Origin of the sequence: Streptomyces sp. NPDC007264 (genome assembly GCF_042869095.1) — a bacterium.
In the GTDB taxonomy this organism is placed as follows: Bacteria; Actinomycetota; Actinomycetes; order Streptomycetales; family Streptomycetaceae; genus Streptomyces.
This window is the reverse complement of record NZ_JBIAFD010000010.1, coordinates 147,583-163,339: the sequence shown is the minus strand read 5'-3', so window position 1 is coordinate 163,339 and position 15,757 is coordinate 147,583. Positions and strand designations below refer to the sequence as shown.

Sequence of the window (15,757 nt, the reverse complement as noted above, 5' to 3'; positions counted from 1 at the left end):
CGGCAGCGGTGCTCAGCAGGCGGCGCCGGTGTCAGGGGGTGGCTGCGTGGTGGCCGTGGTGTCACGGGCGTGGCGTGGTGACCGGCGCGCGGCGGGACTTCCGGCCGCTGCCGCCGGCGCGGGTACGGGACGTGTCGGCGGGCGCTGCCGCCGGGCCGGATGCGACCCTGAGAAGTCCCCGATTCCTCCGTTGCCGAGACCGTAGTCAGGTCTCGGCTTTCCGGGCATTTCTGCCCGGAAAGTCCGTCTCGTCACCAGAGCGTCAGGGGCTCTGCTTGAGTACGGTCTCTCGCTTCCGGCTGCCGCTGGTGCGGCAGGGTTGCGCCACCTGCCCGCCCCGCCTCCGCCTTGCGGCGGGTGCGGGTGGCGCGGGTCTTCTGGTCGGCTCCACGAGGCTTCGACACCGCCGGGGCGGTGTCCTGGTCTCCGGCCACTCCGGTACCAGTCACGCAGGCTGCCGCGAGGGCGGCGAGGTTGAGTGCGGCGTTGTCGTCCCGGTCGAGGACCAGACCGCAGGCGTCGCATTCGTACGTCCGCACGTGCAGCGGCAGCTTGGCCTTCACTGCGCCGCACCCGGAACAGGTCTTCGAAGACGGGTACCAGCGGTTCGCCACGATGGTGTGGGTGGCGTGGCGCTGGCGGGTCTTGTGGTCGAGCTGGCGGCGGATCTCGCCGAATCCGGCGTCGGCGATACGCCGTGCGAGGCGCCGGTTCTTCAACATGCCGGCGACGTTGAGGTCTTCGACCACGACGGTGCCGTACTCGGCCGCGACGGTGGTGGTGAGCTTGTGCAGGGCGTCTTCGCGGAGGTTCGCCACGCGGTGGTGGACCTTGTTCCGCTGGGCGTTGGCCTTCTCCCACCGCTTCGACGGCTGTTGTCCGGTGCGCCGGTCGGGACCCTGGCGTCGGGACACGACGCGGGAGGCGCGGCGCAACTGCTTGCGCGCCCGGTCGTAGTGGCCGGGATGGGGCGCGGTGCGGATCTCGCCAGTACTGTCGGCCATGACCGCGAGGGTCTTCACCCCAAGGTCGATGCCTACCGCGGCATCCGGCCGCGTGACGCGGACCAGGTCGCGTTTCACCTCCGCCTGGAAGGACACGAACCAGCGTCCGCGCTCGTGCCGCACCGTCGCGGACAGGATCCGGGCCGTCCCGCCCTGGACACGGTCGAGGAGCTTCGCCGTGGGCTCATGCGTGCGGATCGCGCCCAGGCGGGGCAGCGTGACGTGCCGGCCGTCGGCGTCCACGCGGATCGTGCCGGTGGTGAACCGGCAGGACAGGTGTGCCTTCCGCTTCGACTTGAACCGCGGCATACCCACCGCGCGGCCCTTGCGCTTGCCCCGCTTCGACTTGGCGTAGTTGTCGAATGCAACGGCGGCGTTCGCGAGACCGGTGGAGTACGCCTCCTTCGAGTTCTCCTGCCACCAGGCCGCGAACCTCGGGTCGGTGTGCTTGACCTCGTTGAACGCCTTCCTGAGCGCGGGCAGCGACCACGGCCGCCAGGGCGTCAGGGCCTCCTCGGCGACGCCGTAGGACTCCTCCGCACGGCGCTGCCACCACGACGCCTCGACCCAGCCGACCGCCCAGTTGTAGGCGGCACGCGCCGCGCCGCAGTGCGAACGCAGCGCGGCTTCCTGGCCGGCATTCGGGTCCAGAGCGAACCGGTATGCCTGGACCACGAAGCCGGGCTGTGCCTGGAACTTCTTCACTCGGCGGCCTCGCCGGTCGCCACGGCCACCGCGCGGGCGGCGCGGTCTTTCGCCGCCCGTCGCCCGTACAGGCGGGCGCACATCGACGTGAGCACCTCGGTGATGTCCCGCACCAGGTCGTCAGCGGTCTCGGTGGGGTCGAGGACGACCAGACGCCGCCCGGACGCCGACAGGACGGCTTCGAGATGCTCGACGCCGAACCGGGCCAGCCGGTCACGATGCTCGACCACGATCACCGCCGCCTGCGGGTCGGACAGCAGGCGGTGCAGCTTGCGGCGCCTGCCGTTCAACCCGGATCCCACCTCGGTGACGACCTCGGCGACGGCCAGGCCCAGCCCGTTCGCGCCGGACACGACCCGAGCGGCCTGCCGCTCAAGATCGGCCTTCCGGTCAACGGACGACACGCGGCAGTACGCCACCACACGCCCCGAGGCCGCACGGACGGCCGGAGCGGGCTCAGCGACCAGCCACGTTCCGGACGGCGCCTGGCTGACCGGAACGGGCATCTTCCCGTCCTTCACCCATCGCCAGGCGGTCTGATAGCTCACGCCCTGCTGCCGTGCCCACTCCGAAAGTTTCACCAGACCAAGATATTCGAGATATACGACTAGAGGTGACTACGAATGGCTAGAAAATCTGTAGCACCCTTCACCCTCTGGGCGCAGATGCCGGGAACTCCCGTTCCGTTCCGGGAGTCGGTCGGGAAGAGACAATGTGTACGGGGGATGCGAACGGGTGGAGCGGATGGAGAGCAGGAAGACGGACGACGCGGCGGCCCCGGGGCGGCGAGCTCGCCCCGGCGCCGCCATGGGCCGGGCGACGATGTCCGTCACGAGCCGGGCGATGACGTCCTTCAGCCCCGCCGACGAGGAGAAGCGCCGCGGCGTACGCCGGATGAAGAGCACGGCGACCGGCCTGCTGCTCCTCGTGGCGCTCGTGTACGCCCTCGCCAAGTGGGCGCAGGAATCGGGCGCGGGCCCCTGGGCCGCGTATGTGGCGGCGGCCGCCGAGGCCGGCATGGTCGGCGCGCTCGCCGACTGGTTCGCGGTCACCGCGCTCTTCCGGCACCCGCTCGGCCTGCCCATCCCGCACACGGCGATCATCCCCACCAAGAAGGACCAGCTCGGCGTCTCCCTGGGCGAGTTCGTCGGCGAGAACTTCCTCTCCGAGGACGTCGTCCGGCAGCGCCTGCGCGCCGTCGGAACGGGCAGCCGCCTGGGCGCCTGGCTCGCCGAGCCGGAGCACGCGGAGCGGGTGACGGCGGAGCTGGCGACGGCACTGAGAGGCGCGCTGACCGTGCTGCGCGACTCCGACGTCCAGGCGGTGGTCGGCGAGGCCGTCACCCGCCGCGCCGACGCCCAGGAGATCGCGCCCGGCCTCGGCAAGATGCTGGAGAAGGTCGTCGCGGACGGCGGCCACAAGCGGGTCGTCGACCTGATCTGCGTCCGCGCCCACGACTGGCTCATCCTGCACGACCAGCAGGTCATGGACGCCGTCCAGGGCGGCGCGCCGGGCTGGACCCCCCGTTTCGTCGACAGGAAGATCGGCGAGCGGGTCTACAAGGAACTGCTCCGCTTCGTCACCGAGATGCGCGACGCGCCCTCCCACCCGGCGCGCGGCGCACTCGACCGGTTCCTCACCGACTTCGCCTCCGACCTGCAGTCCGACACCGACACCCGCGCACGCGTGGAGCGGCTGAAGACGGAGGTGCTCGCCCGCGGCGAGGTCCAGGACCTGATCGCCTCCGCCTGGACGGCCGTCCGTTCCATGATCGTCTCGGCGGCCGAGGACGAGCGCAGCGAGCTGCGGCTGCGCGTGCGCGCCTCGCTGCTGTCCCTGGGTGTCCGCATGGCGACCGAACCCAAGACGCAGGCCAAGGTGGACGGGTGGGTGGAAGGAGTGGCGGTGCACGTCGTGACGACGTACCGCACGGAGATCACCTCGCTCATCACGGACACGGTCGCCGGCTGGGACGCCGAGCACACCACGCGGAAGATCGAGGCGCACATCGGCCGCGACCTGCAGTTCATCCGGATCAACGGCACAGTGGTCGGCTCCCTCGCCGGCCTGCTGATCTACACCCTGTCGCGGGCGCTCGGAGCGTAGTGCTGTGGCCGGGAAGGTTCGCCGGCTCGCGGCGCCCGGCACGGCTCCCCCGCGCTCGGCTGCGCTCGCGCGGGAGGGGTGGCCACCGCCGCGTTGTCGCATCACCCGTGTACATCCGGTACGCGGGCGACACTCCGCCTTGCGATGCTCCCCCGCAGCCCGAAGGGCGCGGGAGGTGCCCCCGGCACCGAACGCCGCGAGCTTTCCGGCGAACCTTCCCGGCCACAGCACTAGGCGCGGTGTGCGCGGTCCGTGCTGCGTCGGTCGGCCACGGCCCATGAGGCCAGTGCCACGGCTCCGGCGACCCCGAACACGGAGGGCCAGGCGCCCACCTTCTTGGCCAGCGGGTGCGAGCCCGCGAACGCGGCGACGTACGCGGCGGTCAGCGCCCCGGCCGCCGCGCCCCCGGCCTGGCGCCGCCACCGCTGGGCGGCCGCGGCCCCCGCGACGGCCAGCACGGCCCCGCCCAGCTGCCGCTTCCTGCTCCAGCGGGCGACCGCGTACCCGCCGACGAGCCCGCTCGCGGCCACCACTGCCGTAGGAACCTTCGCCATCGCTGTTTGCCTCCTGCTCGTGGGTCTCCTGATCGTTCCGTGCACCGAGGCTAACCGACACCACCTCCCACCTGGGAAGACACGCACAAACCCATAGCCTTGAGCCCTAGGTTGTCAACTTTCTGTCTTCGCGCTATATAAGAAGTCGTCAGGGCATCGCACCCAGCACCTCACGAAGGGAGTGACCCGTGATGCTCATGCGTACCGACCAGTTCCGTGAACTCGACCGCCTCGCGCAACAGGTCTTCGGTTCCACCACGCGCCCCGCCGCGATGCAGATGGACGCCTACCGGTCCGGGGACGACCTCGTCGTCCACTTCGACCTCCCCGGCATCGACCCCGAGACGATCGAACTGGACGTCGAACGCCATGTTCTGAACGTCCGTGCCGAACGCCGTTCCGCGGCCCCCGAGGGCGCCGAGATGATCGCGGCCGAGCGCCCCACCGGAACCTTCACCCGGCAGCTGTTCCTGGGCGACACCCTGGACACGGAGCGCATCGACGCCTCGTACGACGCCGGCGTCCTGACCCTCCGCATCCCCGTCGCCGAGGAAGCCAAGCCGCGGCGCATCCAGATCACGGGTGGCCAGAAGCAGCTCAGCAGCTGACGACCGCAGAAGCCGGAGCCGCCCCGCGGGTGCGCACACGCGGGGCGGCCCCGTGACCGGGGTACCCGGGAGGGGACCGGGTGGGGAAGCAAGACGGAGGAGTACCCGCAGGATGAGTACGACCACGACGAACGCGGCGACGGACACGGCGACGAACGCGGCGACGAACGCGGCGACGGACACGGCGACGGACACGGCGACGAACGCGGCGACGGACACGGCGACGGACACGGCGATGGACGCGGTGGCGAGCACCCTCGGTGCACCCGGCGCGGCCACCGCGAGCCGGGCCACGGCGACGTCCCCGGCCGGCGCACCGGACCTGGACGGCAGTCCGAGCCCTGCCATCGCCACGGTGGACGGGACCGGGACCGCGGCGACCACGACCACCGGGACGGACACGGCGCCGCCCCGCCCGCGCTGGGCTCGGCTGATCGAGGCCGTCAAGGAGTCCGGCCAGTACACGACCACCAGGGAGGCCGAGCGCATCACCCGCATCGTGCTCTCCGCCCTCGGCGGCCACGTCATCGGCGACGAGCGGGTGGAACTCGTCCGCAGGCTCCCCGAGGAGGCGGCACACCTGATCGCCTCCCAGATCCCGGTGACGCGCCCGCTGACGGCCCCCGAGTTCGTGGACGCGGCCGCCGCCCGCATCGAGGGCTCCACACCGGCGACGGCACGCTGGGACGTCGGCGCGGTCCTCTGCACGCTGCCCGGCCTCGTGGGCGACGACCTGACCGACCGGATCCTGCGCCACCTCCCCTCCGGATACGCGCTGCTGTTCGGAAAGGCGGAACTGACACCGGCGGCCTGACACCCGGGCCCGTGGCCCCTGCGGCCCCGTGGCTCCCATGGCTCCCGTGGCCCGTGCGGCCCGCGGCCCGTGCGGCTCCGCCCCTGCGGCCCCGTGCCCCTGCCGCCCCGTGGCTCCCGGAGCCTCCGCCCGGCCGGCTCATCCGATGCGACGGTGGCGTCAGCCGGCCGGGTGGCCCGCGTCGGCAGCGCGGGTGCCCTCGCGGGGCGTGCCTTCGCGGGGAACGCGTCGTGCCACCAGGAATCCGGCCAGCGCCAGCACAGCCATGCCGGTGGCCGCGACGGTCAGCGCCTGGCCCCGGGCCCGGGCGTTGATCCGCACGATCTCCTCGGCCGTGGCGCCCGTGACACCGCGTGAGGCGAGCTTCGCGCGCAGGGCGTCGTCGCTCGCCGCGGCGATCTGGACCTGGTGCTCGAGCGTCTGCTGGACCAGCCGCTTCTGACCGGCGGACAGAACGCCGCTGGCGTCCGTCCCGGCCTCGAACGCCAGCAGCAGCGCCGTGGTCATGAACGTGCCGGCGAGCGCGACCCCGAACGAGCTGCCGAGATAACCGGCGGTGCGCGACACCCCCGTCACATCGCTCACCTCGTCCGGTGGCGGTGCCGACTGGACGAGGTCGGTCACCGTCGTGGCCAGGCCCCGGCCGAACCCGATGAGGAGCAGACCCGGCGCGAGGGCCAGGCCCACGGCCGACACCCGCTGTTCGTGCGGATGGAACAGGACGGCGGTCGCGACGCAGCCCGCGCCCATGAAGAGGAAGATCCCCATCGCCGCGGCGCGGTGCGTCATCCGTCCGCGGGCGATGAGCCGGGCGACCACCGAGGCCGCCACCGTGAGCCCCACGGTCACCGTGATCAGCGTGATCCCGCTGCGCAGCGCGTCGAAGCCGAGGGTCGTCTGCAGAAAGACCGGCACCAGGAAGAGCATGCCGCTGGGCACCAGGATCTGCATCACCTGGGTCTCGGTCCCCGCCCGTACCGTGCGGTTGCGCAGCACGGAGACGCGCACCAGCGGGTCCCGTCCGATCCGGACCAAGCGGCGCTCCCACCACACGAACGCCAGCAGAACCACCAGCCCGATGCCGCCGATCAGCACGACGGGTGACAGCCGGCCGCGGTGGAGCAGCGTATGGCCGAACGCCACGAAGTCCTGCCGGGCCCTGAGCAGCCCGTACCGCCCCGACAGCAGGGTGGCGACCACGAGCAGGCCGAATCCGGCGGCGGACAGTGTCGCCCCGAGAACATCGAACGACTGTTCGTTGCGGGGATGGGGGCCGGCGACCGCAGGACCCCGGCCGGTCTCCGCGGTCCGCCGCATGAGCAGCACCACGGTCAGCGTGACCACGGTCTCCAGGAGGAACGACACCCGCCAGCCCAGGTAGTTGGTGATCAGGCCACCCACCACGGGACCGGCCGCCGCCCCGATCCCGGAGGTCGTGGCCAGCGCGGACAGCACCCGCGTGCGCGTGGCGCCGGTGAAGGCGGCGGTGAGCATCGACAGCACCGCCGGAAGCATCAGCGCCACACCGATCCCCTGCAGCAGCGACCAGCCGACCAGCAGGAACGGCAGCGAGGGGCCCGAGGCGGCGATCAGCGCGCCCAGGACGAAGATCTCGCCACCGGCGACGAAGATCCGGCGGTGCCCGTGGCGCGCCCCGAGCTTGCTCCCGGTGATCAGGAACGCGGCGACCACCAGCGAGTACAGCGAGATGGCCGACTGCACCCCGGTCAGCGATGTATCCAGGCCCCTGACCAGCGCCGACAGTGCCACGTTCAGGGCGGTCGAGGCGTAGTTGATCACGAGGTTCTGGACGGTGCACAGGAGGAACAGCGTCCTGAGGCCCGACGGCGCTTCCGGCCCGGCCGGTCCCCTGATCCGCCACCCTCCGTGTCGCCGCTCCACGCTTCCGTCCCGCGCTCCGACCGCCCTGCCGGGCACCGACCGCCCTGCCGGGCACCGCCGGAGGCGTGCCCCGCCCGCCGGACCGGCACCCGCCTCCGCCTTCGTCCCGGTCCAGGGTGCACGCCCCGCACACCCGTGGCGTTGCGGGACGCGCCAGAGCACGCGAGCGGCACCGGTACGGCGGGCTCCCGGCCGCCGAGATGCGCCCCCGGTCGGGATGTGCTGCGCTGAAGAGAGCGCCTGGAGCGCCTCCCGAAGGGCATCGCGCCATGCCGAGAGTAGGCACCTTCCTGCCGCCCGCGTCCCCCGGCGGGACGGGTCCGCCGTCCGCCCCTGCGGGAGCGGGCAAGATTCCGCCGGACGACCACACGCTGCTGATGAGCCTCCTGCCGGAGATCAGCGGCGTCGAGTTCCTCCACGACCTGGACATCCGCCGATCGTGCGTCCGCAACGGCAAGGTGTACTGCGACGACGTGTGCCTCAGCGACCTCGACCTCTACATCTGGTACGCCCGGATGGCCCGGGAGCCCGCCGGCTATGCCCTGGAGGCCCTGCGAACGCTCAGCCAGGACACACCGGTTGTCCCCGACCCGGAGCGTTTCGCGACCGGCCTCGACAAGTACCGGGCACACCTGTGCCTGTCGCGGGCCGGCCTTCCCGTCCCCGACACGGTCCTGGTCGACCACCGCAACACGGCCGCCGCCGCACCCGTCATCGAGGAGTGGGGCCGCGCCCTGCTGAAACCCCGGCGGGGCGCCTTCGGCCACGGGGTGCTGCTGATCGAGGACTTCGCCACCCTGCGGGACCTGGCGGGCTACCTGGACAGCACCCTCGCGGCCACCGCGGAGGACACCCTCCTCCTGGAGCGCTTCTACCCCCACGGCCCCGGGGACTGGGTCGGCACGACCCTCATCAACGGCACGCTGATGTACGGCTACCGCAAGCGCCGCCACCGCTTCGCCCGCCTGTCCGCCGACGCCTGGAAGGTGTACGACCCGGAGAGGGCGGGCGGCGACGTCGACCGCTGCGAGGTGCCCCCGGGGCACGCCCGCATCGCCCGGCTCGCCCAGCAGGCGCTGTGTCTGCCACTGGTCGGCTTCGACCTGATCCAGTGTGACGGCCGGCCCGTCATCGTGGACGAGAACACCTTCCCCGGCCTCTACCCGGACCTGTTCGCGACCGCGAGGCGCTCGCTCGCCCGCGAACTCTGCACGCTGATCGCCGACTTGATCACCCATCACCTCGGCGGGCCGCCGAGCGCCCGCCAGGACCTGAGGACGGCCACGCCGGACACGGGCCTCATCCTCACCGACGGGGACCCCGAAAGGCCGATCGGCGCCCGGCGGCGTGCGTAGTCGCCTACCGCGAGTACCACGAGCGTGCGCGGGCACTCCGGCGGCACCCCGCTGGTCACGCTCATCGACCTCCCGCGGAACGAGAGACGCACATCACACCCATCCGCCCGTCCGGCTGTCACATCTTCCCGAGTTGACCCGTCAGAGCTGTGTAACCGTCGACGCACAGCAAGGAGATCATCATGGACGCCCGTCTCAACTTCTACGGCAACTCCGTCGCGGCCAAGTTCGCGAAGTACATCAACTCGGCGGGCAAGGTCGTCTCGGACTCGCCGCTTCCTGCCGCGACACAGGAACTGGTGAAGATCCGCGCCAGCCAGATCAACGGCTGCGGCTTCTGCACCGACATGCACACCAAGGACGCCGCGCATGCCGGGGAGACCTCGTTGCGCCTCAACCTGGTGGCGGCCTGGCGGGAGGCGACGGTCTTCACCGAGGCCGAGCGGGCCGCCCTGGAACTGACGGAGCAGGGCACCCGCATCGCCGACGCCGCGGGCGGGGTCACCGACGAGGCGTGGGCGAACGCCGCCAAGCACTACGACGAGGACCAGCTCGCCGCCCTGGTGTCGCTCATCGCCCTCATCAACACCTACAACCGCATGAACGTCATCATCCGGCAGCCCGCGGGCGACTACCAGCCGGGCCAGTTCGGCTGACCACACCCGGCCGCCGCCGGGCGGATCCCGGCGAGCCGACCACGACCGGCCGACCACCACCACCGAGCCCGGGGGCCGGTACCGCCTGCGAGCGGTACCGGCCCCCGGACTCCGCCGCTCCCCCTACGCCGGCCACCGGAACGGGACGTGCACGAGCTCTGTCCCGACCCGTCTCAGACCCGTTCCAACGGCCGATGCGGCCCCTCCGGGAGCTCCACCTCGACCGCGTCGCCGGGGCGCACCACACCTCCCTGCCGCACGATGCCCATGATCCCTGCCTTGCGTACGACGTTCCCGTCGCCGTCACGGCCGACGACCTGCCTCAGCAGGCCGTCCTGGAAGGCGTCGATCTGCAGACAGGGGTTCCGCAACCCGGTCACCTCGACCACGGCTTCCCCGCCGATCCGGAGCAGGGCGCCCACGGGCAGGCCGAGCAGGTCGATGCCGCGGGTGGTGACGTTCTCGCCGAGTTCCCCGGCGGCCACCCGGAACCCCGTCGCGCCGAGCTCCTCGAAGAGCTCCTCGTGCATGAGGTGGACCTGGCGCAGATTCGGCTGCGTGGGGTCCTGCGCCACGCGCGAGCGGTGCTTGACCGTCACCCCGGCGTGAACATCGCCTTCGACACCGAGCCCGACGAGCAGCGTGATGCTCTCCCGGTTCGGCTTGGTGAACGAGTACTCCTCGTTCCTACTGACGGCCCTTACCACTCCGCTCATGGCCCTGTCCCCCTCCGCTCGGCGATGATCGGCCAAGAGCCTAAACCTCTGTGCTCACGGATCACGCTCAACCGCCGATCAGTCGGCTGGGTGACTCGCCCCGGCGGCCCGCCTCACCCGCAGCCATGGACCCTACGAAGTGACGCCACGCTTGCGCCCCCACGGTGACGACGGGCCCGTCCCTGTGCTTGGAATCGCGGACAAGAGCGCCTTCGACCGTGGCCGCGCACTCGACGCATTCACCGCCCGCACCGTTGCTGTACGACGATGTGGACCATATCGGGCGGTCGCCCCCCTGGGTCTCTGTCATGCTCAGTTCGCGTATTCCTTCAGGATGGACTTGATCAGTCGGCTGGAGCGCTGAGGACTCAGAGCGGCGGCTCGGAGACCGTCGAAGGCCCTGGTGTACTCACGCACATGATGCTCACCCTCCAGATAGATCGCATCCGTGATGCCGTCGCGGTACACGATGTCCGGATCTCCTTGATCGGGGAAGCCGAGCATGGTGAAGGAGCCCGTGGCCGGATAGCTACCCGAGTCGAAAGGAAGAACTTGCAGTGTCACGCTGGGCAACTCGGTTGACTCAAGGACGCGCTCGAGCTGTTCCCGCATCAGCGGTCGGTCCCCGATGACATTGCGGACAGCGCCCTCGCTCACAATGAACCAGGCGTCCGGGGCCGAGGGGCGAGTCAGCAGGGTCTGGCGCTCCATGCGCACACGTACCGCCCGGTCGATGTCCTCGGAAGACATGTGCGCACCCGTCCGGTGGAGCTCGGTGGCGTATGCGGTCGTCTGCATGAGCCCGGGGAGTAGCTCGCACTGATACTGGCGAAGCGTGGAGGCGTCCTGTTCCAAGCCGATGTAGATGTTGAACCATTCGGGTACGCCCGTGCCGCCGTGGACTTGCCACCAGCCTCGCGTCTTCGCCTGTCGAGCCAGGGACTTCAGGAACTCACGCATCTCGTCGCTGGTGCCGTAGAACCGGCATAGGGCGTCGATGTCGGAGGGCTGGATCCTGCCGCTGCCCGTCTCCATCCTGTTGACCTTGGAACCGCTCCAGTCCAAGGCTTCACCGACCTGAGCGCAGGTCAACTCGCTCGTCTCGCGAAGCTTCTTCAACTCGATGGAGAGACGGCGGCGGCGTGCCGTCGGAGAACCTGCCATCTCAACTCACCTTCAGTCAGCGAGCATTCAGTCTTGCGCCAGAGCTTGCTCTTGCCAATCACTCGGAAGTGGGAATCTCGCCCTGCACATTGCATGAAGGGATGCGCGCACCTCACTCTGATAGCAGCACAACTCGCCGTGAGCGCTCGTAACGCTTCGCATCTCTGCCCGGCGATCTGAGACGAGGGAGGTCTTCGTGAGCCAGGAACCCTGCATGTCACGAAAGCCGTGGCACGTGGCCTTCACTGCTGAACCCGTGGAGGTGGCCGCCTTGCGCCGCATCATGCGGCTGCATCTAGGGAGCTGGGGATTGCATGACCTTGTCGATCAGGCTCAACTTTGCGTCAGCGAGCTGGTGTCCAACGTCATCACACACGTCGGTCATGGCACTCCGGCCACCCTGACGGTCTCCATGAACGGCACTCATCTACGCATCGAGATCCATGACCCTGAGACACGCGCCCTCCCTGCTCTCCTCGATGCGGGCTCCGACGCCGAGGCAGGTCGCGGCATGGCTCTGGTGGAGGCCGTCGCCGACCGTTGGGGTGTCCTGCTCCACCCCGACCGAAAAGTCACGTGGTGTGAGCTGGCCACAGGGCTCACCTCGCCGAACGGCCATGTGGGAGGCGCGGGTGTCACCCGTGCCGAGGCACTTCTCAGCCTGTATACGGTGGCACGGCTGCCGCGCGAGTCGACGCCGAGCAGGTTGAGCACGGCGATCGCCCAGGAAACGGTGATCGACGCCGTGACGGACTTTCTCCACTGGCTTCGGGCCCACGGCTGCGACGCCGATGAGGTCCTGGACCGTGCCCAAGCGCGTTTCGAGGTGCAGATCTCCGCGCTCGTCCGGGAACCTCTCGCGTGACGTCGTCACCTGGTGGCGATGGCCGAGTAGGTCCACACATCGGCCGGCAACTCGTGCTGGAGTTCCCAAGTGATCGCCATGGGCTTGCTGCCGGCGTGCTTCACGTAGGTGGCCGGGCCGAGGAGCATCCAGGGCTCGGACTTGCCGATGCTGTTGCGCTTGTAACGGCGCAGGAACAGCAGGACGTGGCTGCCTTGCCGGACGTGCTGCTGGTAGCGCAGGCCCGTCGTGGAGTTCTCCGGAGTGGTGCTCTGTGACTCCCAGTGGAAGCGGGTGGGGCTGAGCGCGTAGTCCTTGTAGCGGATGGTGGGGGAGAAGTCCCGCTCGGCTTTCTCCAGCGTGATGAGCAGCGCGTCGGTCTTGATCTCCTCGACCCATCGCACACCCTGACCGAAGTCTCTCGGCATCTGGCCGCCCAGTTGCGCAACCCCGAGAGCCGCGAGGATCTCGGAGCGGTTGTAGGCGCTGTGGATCTTCAGCGGAACATGGCTGAGTGAACCCTCCAAGGGGAGGGGGAAGTGGTCGGCTTCGTCGAGGACGTACGTCAGGACCTGCCGCAACTCGTCACGGAACACCGGCTGGGCGCGGAGGGACTCGAGACCCTGCCGGTATCCGGTGAAGCCGCCCGCGTTGTCCCACAGATTGAAAAAGAGCATGCGGGCATACGTCTGCTCCTTCGGGGACAGGGAGTCGTAGTCGGGGGTGTCGTCTGCGAGCATGCGCAGATAAGCCCTGACCCGTTCAGGGTCGTCGACGTGAAGAAACGCGTGCACGCGCTTCAGAAGCTCCGCTTCGCCCGACCGGGCCGCCCGGTCGATGAGCCCCGCCTTGCGCAGCAACTTGGTCCAGGAGTTGTCACTCTTGTAGAGTTCCTTGATCTCGCGACGGCTTTCGCTCAGGTAGTCGGCCAGCCTGGGCCTGCCGTACTCCCTGACCTCCTTCGCCAGTGTCGTGATCGTGGCCTTGAGTTGTGTGCGGATGTTGTCGAGGACGAGATCCTTGGACTTGCCCTCTAGGAGGATCTGGCAGCCGGAGGGCAACTGGGGGAAGTCGTGCTCGACGGCGTCGACCAGGCGGTTGCGAGAGAGGTTGGTCATAGCCCGGAACTGCGCCTCGAAGCGGAACTCGGCTCGATGCTGACCGATGAAGTCGAGCACCGTCAGCACCGGCTTGTTCGGCGTACGGCGCAGCCCGCGTCCGAGCTGTTGGAGGAACACGGTCGCGCTGTTCGTGGGGCGCAACAGCAGCAGTGTGTCTACGTCGGGTATGTCGAGCCCCTCGTTGAACAGGTCGACGGAGAAGATCACCTGGATGCGTCCGGCCTTGAGATCCTCGAGCGTGCGCTCGCGCAGGGCCGGGGCCGAGTCGCTGTCGAGCGCTGCGGCTTGGAAGCCCGCTGTGCGGAAACACTCGGCCATGAAGCGTGCGTGCTTCTTGGTCACGCAGAAACCGAGCGCACGCATAGAGGCCGGGTCAGCGATCTTGTCCTCGACCTGCTTGATGACGAGACGAGCCCGTGCGTGGTCGCCTGTGTAGAGGTTGCCGAGCTGTTCCGGGTCATAGCTGCCCGACCGCCAGCCGAGGTTGGTCAGATCCGTCCCGTCCGGGAGCCCGAAGTAATGGAAGGGACACAGCAGATCGTTCTCGAGGGCTTCCCAGAGCCGCAGTTCGGCGGCGATGCGCCCGCCGAAGAACTCGTCTTGGACGTTGAGCCCGTCCATCCGTTCCGGGGTCGCGGTCAGGCCGAGTAGTTCGGTCGGTCCGAAGTGCTCGATGATCCGTCGGTATGTGTCCCCCGTCGCGTGGTGGAACTCGTCGATGACGATGGCGTCGAAGTGTTCGGGATCGAACTGCTCCAGCCGTCGGGAGTTGAGGGACTGGACGCTGGCGAAGACATGCGTCCAGTCGCGGGGCTCCTGGCCGTTGTAGAGCAGTTCACCGAAGGACGCGTCGTCGAGGACTTCGCGATAGGTCCGCAGCGACTGCCTCAGGATCTCCTTGCGATGGGCGATGAAGAGCAGCCGCGGGAGTGCTCCGCCGAGCCTGTCTCGCAGGTTCCGGTAGTCCAGGGCGGCCATGACGGTCTTGCCGGTGCCGGTTGCCGCGACGAGGAGGTTCCGGTGACGGTCGCGGATCTCCCGTTCCACTCGGAGGCGCTCCAGCATGTCCTTCTGGTGCGGAAGCGGGCGCACCTCGAGTCCGGACAGGGTGATCTTGAGCTCGTCCGCCGACGTGGTGCCGCCCGCCTGGGCCAACGCCTCGGCGAGCCGCTCACCATCGCGTTCGGGGTCGTACGCCTCGAACGCCGTGTCGGCCCAGTAGGCGTCGAAGGTCGCCTCGAACTTGTCGAGCACCCTGGGGGTGGCGACCGACGACAGACGTACGTTCCACTCCAGACCGTCGAGCAGTGCGGCCTTCGACAGGTTGGAGCTGCCCACGTACGCCGTGTCGAAGCCGGTGTTGCGTCGGAACAGCCAGGCCTTGGCGTGTAGACGCGTGGACCTGATCTCGTAGTTGACCTTCACCTCCGCCCCGAACTCGCGCACCAGCCGGTCCAGCGCATACCTGTCGGTGGCGCCGATATAGGTGGTGGTGATGACGCGGATCGGAACGCCTCGTTCCTTCGCGGCGCGCAGAGAGTCCTCAAGGACCCGTATGCCGTACCACTTCACAAACGCGCATAGCAGGTCGACGCGGTCTGCCGTAGCGAGCTCCGCTCTCAACTCCGCGCCCAGGTTGGGATCGTCCGGGGCGTTGGTGATCAGCGCGGTTTCAGACAGGGGCGTGAGTGGGCGAATGGCGTAGGCGCCGGGCGCCTCCCGCTCAGCGAGCGCCAGCAGCTGTCGAGGACCATCGGCGATGGCGCTGCCCGACCGGTCTTCATCCGGGTCAGGCACGCTGACAGCCAACGCCTGCATGATCTGGTTCGCGGCCGCCACCTGCTGCTTCTGCGGCAGCTGACTCATCCGGCGTTCCACAGCCCGCGCGATGTGCCGGGCGAGTACGTGGGGTGCGGATTCTTCGCTGACCCCGGAGTCGACCGCCTTCCACCCGGCCGCTTCGAGTGCTTCTATCCGATCGTGCAGGCTCTCGGTGATGAGCTGCTCGTAGACACCCGCGACCGGTTGCGACAGGTCCCCCCGTCCCCCCACGACCACTCCCTGATCCTTCGTAATGATTCGTTCCTCAGCGGTTTGCCAAGCGCCTCGAGGTATCCGGAGGCGGACCGGATCCGCCCGTCGACCGCGCTCTCCCTCGACGCGCCTCGGTCGCCGACGTCGCGATGTCCACAGAGGGAGGGGACGAGG

At 69.5% G+C, this 15,757-nt stretch carries 14 protein-coding genes; 6 read left to right on the top strand and 8 right to left on the bottom strand.

What is annotated here, in order from left to right:
- Positions 1-251 precede the first annotated feature (251 nt).
- Complete coding sequence (gene tnpB, locus ACFYMU_RS19310; RefSeq protein ID WP_388374324.1) at positions 252-1,709, bottom strand: IS607 family element RNA-guided endonuclease TnpB; 1,458 nt, start codon at positions 1,707-1,709, stop codon at positions 252-254.
- Positions 1,706-2,290 carry an IS607 family transposase gene (locus ACFYMU_RS19305; RefSeq protein WP_388374322.1) on the bottom strand — a complete coding sequence of 195 codons (585 nt, stop codon included), beginning with the start codon at positions 2,288-2,290 and terminating at the stop codon, positions 1,706-1,708. Before ACFYMU_RS19305 ends, tnpB begins: the two co-directional genes overlap by 4 nt.
- 133 nt (positions 2,291-2,423) lie before the next feature.
- On the opposite strand from ACFYMU_RS19305, the gene ACFYMU_RS19300 reads away from it, so the two are divergent.
- Positions 2,424-3,815, top strand: a complete 1,392-nt coding sequence (locus ACFYMU_RS19300; RefSeq protein ID WP_388374320.1) for a DUF445 domain-containing protein — start codon at positions 2,424-2,426, stop codon at positions 3,813-3,815.
- 230 nt (positions 3,816-4,045) lie between these two features.
- On the opposite strand, the gene ACFYMU_RS19295 is transcribed toward ACFYMU_RS19300, so the two are convergent.
- Complete coding sequence (locus ACFYMU_RS19295; protein WP_388374319.1) at positions 4,046-4,369, bottom strand: hypothetical protein; 324 nt, start codon at positions 4,367-4,369, stop codon at positions 4,046-4,048.
- 191 nt (positions 4,370-4,560) lie between these two features.
- Here ACFYMU_RS19295 and ACFYMU_RS19290 point away from each other — a divergent pair, with 191 nt between their 5' ends.
- Together ACFYMU_RS19290 and ACFYMU_RS19285 are read left to right on the top strand one after the other, a co-directional pair.
- On the top strand, positions 4,561-4,977 hold the full coding sequence (locus tag ACFYMU_RS19290; RefSeq protein WP_388374555.1) for an Hsp20/alpha crystallin family protein: 417 nt from the start codon (positions 4,561-4,563) through the stop codon (positions 4,975-4,977).
- Between the two features lie 430 nt (positions 4,978-5,407).
- Positions 5,408-5,791 carry a DUF2267 domain-containing protein gene (locus ACFYMU_RS19285; protein ID WP_388374553.1) on the top strand — a complete coding sequence of 128 codons (384 nt, stop codon included), beginning with the start codon at positions 5,408-5,410 and terminating at the stop codon, positions 5,789-5,791.
- A 159-nt stretch (positions 5,792-5,950) separates the two neighbouring features.
- On the opposite strand, the gene ACFYMU_RS19280 is transcribed toward ACFYMU_RS19285, so the two are convergent.
- Positions 5,951-7,693: an MFS transporter gene (locus ACFYMU_RS19280; RefSeq protein ID WP_388374317.1), complete on the bottom strand. Its 1,743-nt coding sequence runs from the start codon at positions 7,691-7,693 to the stop codon at positions 5,951-5,953.
- A gap of 269 nt (positions 7,694-7,962) precedes the next feature.
- On the opposite strand from ACFYMU_RS19280, the gene ACFYMU_RS19275 reads away from it, so the two are divergent.
- Together ACFYMU_RS19275 and ACFYMU_RS19270 are read left to right on the top strand one after the other, a co-directional pair.
- Positions 7,963-9,048, top strand: a complete 1,086-nt coding sequence (locus ACFYMU_RS19275) for a RimK family alpha-L-glutamate ligase (RefSeq protein ID WP_388374315.1) — start codon at positions 7,963-7,965, stop codon at positions 9,046-9,048.
- A gap of 182 nt (positions 9,049-9,230) precedes the next feature.
- Positions 9,231-9,704 (top strand): carboxymuconolactone decarboxylase family protein, encoded by a 474-nt coding sequence (locus tag ACFYMU_RS19270; protein WP_388374313.1) that lies wholly within the window; start codon positions 9,231-9,233, stop codon positions 9,702-9,704.
- 173 nt (positions 9,705-9,877) lie between these two features.
- Here ACFYMU_RS19270 and ACFYMU_RS19265 read toward each other — a convergent pair whose 3' ends face one another.
- From ACFYMU_RS19265 to ACFYMU_RS19255, 3 genes are all read right to left on the bottom strand, one after another.
- A complete protein-coding gene (locus ACFYMU_RS19265; RefSeq protein WP_388374311.1) occupies positions 9,878-10,420 on the bottom strand; it encodes an MOSC domain-containing protein in 543 nt (180 codons plus the stop codon).
- 67 nt (positions 10,421-10,487) lie between these two features.
- Positions 10,488-10,730, bottom strand: coding sequence for a DUF397 domain-containing protein (locus tag ACFYMU_RS19260; protein WP_388374309.1), 243 nt, complete (start codon positions 10,728-10,730; stop codon positions 10,488-10,490).
- A 2-nt stretch (positions 10,731-10,732) separates the two neighbouring features.
- Positions 10,733-11,584 (bottom strand): helix-turn-helix domain-containing protein, encoded by an 852-nt coding sequence (locus ACFYMU_RS19255; protein WP_388374307.1) that lies wholly within the window; start codon positions 11,582-11,584, stop codon positions 10,733-10,735.
- A 214-nt stretch (positions 11,585-11,798) separates the two neighbouring features.
- On the opposite strand from ACFYMU_RS19255, the gene ACFYMU_RS19250 reads away from it, so the two are divergent.
- Positions 11,799-12,449 (top strand): ATP-binding protein, encoded by a 651-nt coding sequence (locus tag ACFYMU_RS19250; RefSeq protein WP_388374551.1) that lies wholly within the window; start codon positions 11,799-11,801, stop codon positions 12,447-12,449.
- Between the two features lie 5 nt (positions 12,450-12,454).
- Here ACFYMU_RS19250 and ACFYMU_RS19245 read toward each other — a convergent pair whose 3' ends face one another.
- Positions 12,455-15,601: a DUF3427 domain-containing protein gene (locus tag ACFYMU_RS19245; RefSeq protein WP_388374305.1), complete on the bottom strand. Its 3,147-nt coding sequence runs from the start codon at positions 15,599-15,601 to the stop codon at positions 12,455-12,457.
- Between the last annotated feature and the right edge of the window lie 156 nt (positions 15,602-15,757).

What these genes read in the sequence shown, in the direction of transcription:
- ACFYMU_RS19295 (WP_388374319.1), bottom strand. Translation starts at nt 4,369, where the DNA reads ATGGCGAAGGTTCCTACGGCAGTGGTGGCCGCGAGCGGGCTCGTCGGC.
- ACFYMU_RS19290 (WP_388374555.1), top strand. Translation starts at nt 4,561, where the DNA reads ATGCTCATGCGTACCGACCAGTTCCGTGAACTCGACCGCCTCGCGCAA.
- ACFYMU_RS19275 (WP_388374315.1), top strand. Translation starts at nt 7,963, where the DNA reads ATGCCGAGAGTAGGCACCTTCCTGCCGCCCGCGTCCCCCGGCGGGACG.
- ACFYMU_RS19270 (WP_388374313.1), top strand. Translation starts at nt 9,231, where the DNA reads ATGGACGCCCGTCTCAACTTCTACGGCAACTCCGTCGCGGCCAAGTTC.
- ACFYMU_RS19265 (WP_388374311.1), bottom strand. Translation starts at nt 10,420, where the DNA reads ATGAGCGGAGTGGTAAGGGCCGTCAGTAGGAACGAGGAGTACTCGTTC.
- ACFYMU_RS19260 (WP_388374309.1), bottom strand. Translation starts at nt 10,730, where the DNA reads ATGACAGAGACCCAGGGGGGCGACCGCCCGATATGGTCCACATCGTCG.
- ACFYMU_RS19255 (WP_388374307.1), bottom strand. Translation starts at nt 11,584, where the DNA reads ATGGCAGGTTCTCCGACGGCACGCCGCCGCCGTCTCTCCATCGAGTTG.
- ACFYMU_RS19250 (WP_388374551.1), top strand. Translation starts at nt 11,799, where the DNA reads ATGTCACGAAAGCCGTGGCACGTGGCCTTCACTGCTGAACCCGTGGAG.